This is a genomic window from Rhodanobacter ginsengisoli (assembly GCF_042657065.1).
In the GTDB taxonomy this organism is placed as follows: domain Bacteria; phylum Pseudomonadota; class Gammaproteobacteria; order Xanthomonadales; family Rhodanobacteraceae; genus Rhodanobacter; species Rhodanobacter ginsengisoli.
The window spans coordinates 1-2,267 of record NZ_JBHSNF010000009.1; the positions used below are offsets into that span (position 1 = coordinate 1).

A 2,267-nucleotide genomic window follows, 5' to 3' on the forward strand; every position below is an offset into this window, starting at 1 on the left:
CCTCAAGATCCACCGGCAACAGCCGCGGACTCATGTCGATGTGTCGGTAGCGTGCCATGCCGATGCCCCTTGTTCACGTCCTGCTATTGAAGCAAGATCGGCGGAGGTTTTTCTACAACCTCGTTAGCGCCCATGAGAAATCTCTCTGTTCTTTGGATAGGTCTGGCATGCTTTCTGGCATGTACGCCGGTCTTTGCGTGTAAGCCGCTCTTACCCAATGCGAGTCGTGACGCAAAGCTGGATGCCTCAACTTCGGACACGGCGGTGATTGGAACTGTGACTTCCGTGAAGGCATCTAAGGAGAATCCTGTAGCGCAAGGCGGTGACTTCATTGTGAAGCGCTACTTGGTTAGCGTACGTCGCGTATCTACTCTGAAAGGCCAGACACCCGTCAACCTCGACTTCGACGCATACACTGGTTGCGGCAGCTTTGTTCCCAGCGTCAATGAGCGAGTGGTAGTTTTCAGCAGAGATGGGAGTATTCATGTACATGCAGCTGGCGAGCACTATGAGCAATATTTTCGTGCTGTCCTCGAAGGTAAGCGCTAACCTGTCGTTCGAGACGGACGGCTTCGCCGCCGCTCAACTCAAGCGTTAGCCTTATAAACATGACCTCACGCGTCGACGAACTTCTGCAGATTGCCAATGCAATATCTCGCGGGGAGATTCCTGCGTATCAGCACAACGAGTGCTACACGTCAGGCGCCTTCGATCTGCTTCTCGTCAATGCCAACAGCGGGGATGCCTTCGCTATGTTGGAGACCCTGTGTCAACGCTTCGAGTCGGTCAAAGCTTCCGGCAACGACATGAAAGGTTACTATGAGCTCGTCACTTTGCTGGCTAGGCAATCCAACACAACGGAGGTGCCCTCTGGCATGAGAGTCGTCATTTCTGAGCAGCCAGAGCTATCTAGCGGCCTTCGGTCGTGGTATCGCGACGCCGGCTAACCAGTCATTCGAGGCGGACGGCTACGCCGCCGCTCAATTCCAGCGTTAGCCGTCACATGAAGTTACTCCTTACAACGATAGCGTCAGCTTCAATGCTTGTAGGCTGTGCGTCCATCCCGGCTGGTGACATTCCGTCAAGCGGGGTTCTCGTGGTTCGCGTTGAGGGCCCACAAACCTTCTGGGTCAACGGCGTCCCATATAGTGCTCGCAAGCTTGAGTTTGCACTCGGCAAGCTCAGCAAAGACTCGGCCCTCAAGCAAGTTAAGTTTCTAATCAATCCAGCTTTGGTAGCTAAACAACCCGATTTCGACTGCAGGTTCGTCATGGGTGTAATGGCCCAGTCTTACGAACGCGTAGAGTGGCGCTCATATACGTCGACGCCTAGCGGCGAGTTCGTACAAACTCGCTGTAGCGGGATGATCCTTGGGTAGTTATGGCTAACAATTCGTTCAAGGCGGACGGCTACGCCGCCGCTTAACTCCAGCGTTAGACCACAGTGCAAATTCTGGACAGTCAAACAGATGTGGCTTCGCTCGCTCAGTTCGGCTCTGAACTTGTGGGCATGCTCGCTGCTGGCGCCATCGCTGAGTTGGCCAGCCGGTTTGGATATGCCCGTGCATTCAGTAGAGAAGCATCGGTGGCAATCCAAGAGGACCTCGCCGCCTGCCTCGCCGAGCTTCGCGCCAAGTCATTGGCCCCAGCTGAGCCGTTCGCGTCATCCACGGTCAAATACTTTCGACCAAACGGCACCGGGTTGTTCGCACTCATCGAGTGTTTTGTACCTACAGACAATGGTGCCCAGGTCCTCGTGGAGTTGGTCGTAACGGCCAAAGATGCAAACAAGTACCTCTGCCTGGAGGACCTCAGTTCTGTGGTCTAACATCTCGTTCGAGGCGGACGGCTCCGCCGCCGCTCAACTCAAGCGTTAGGCTACAAAATGCAAAGTGCGGTTCTCGCTTGGATAGCTGGCGGCGTCTTCATTCTCGGTGCGCTGCAGTGCATTTTCAAAGGTTCTTTCGGCTTCAGATCGGGTCGTCGCGTCGAGCGGTTAAAAGATCCCATGGGCTTTTGGGGCTTGGTAGTTTTTATGTTCTTGGCTGGCGTCTTCGTCGTGGGTGTTGGCATCGCGCAAGTCTTGTAAATTACGAGGGTGCGCTCCGCCGGAGGGTGTCGCCGCCTAACCAGTCATCCAAGCGGACGGGAGACTTCCTACGCTTTAGTGGACACCCTGAACTACCACTTCAGGAGTCCACAAGATGCCGAAACCAGGTCCACGAACGACCTACCGCTACAGCCAGGAATTCAAGGCAACCGCTGTCC

2 protein-coding genes are annotated in these 2,267 nt (G+C 55.0%); both read left to right on the plus strand.

Going from position 1 to position 2,267, the window contains the following annotated elements; all coding sequences use genetic code 11:
- The first annotated feature begins 608 nt into the window (after positions 1-608).
- Positions 609-947, plus strand: a complete 339-nt coding sequence (locus ACFPPA_RS19025; RefSeq protein WP_377322834.1) for a hypothetical protein — start codon at positions 609-611, stop codon at positions 945-947.
- Positions 948-1,443: 496 nt separating this feature from the next.
- Positions 1,444-1,827, plus strand: a complete 384-nt coding sequence (locus ACFPPA_RS19030) for a hypothetical protein (protein ID WP_377322836.1) — start codon at positions 1,444-1,446, stop codon at positions 1,825-1,827.
- Positions 1,828-2,267 lie beyond the last annotated feature (440 nt).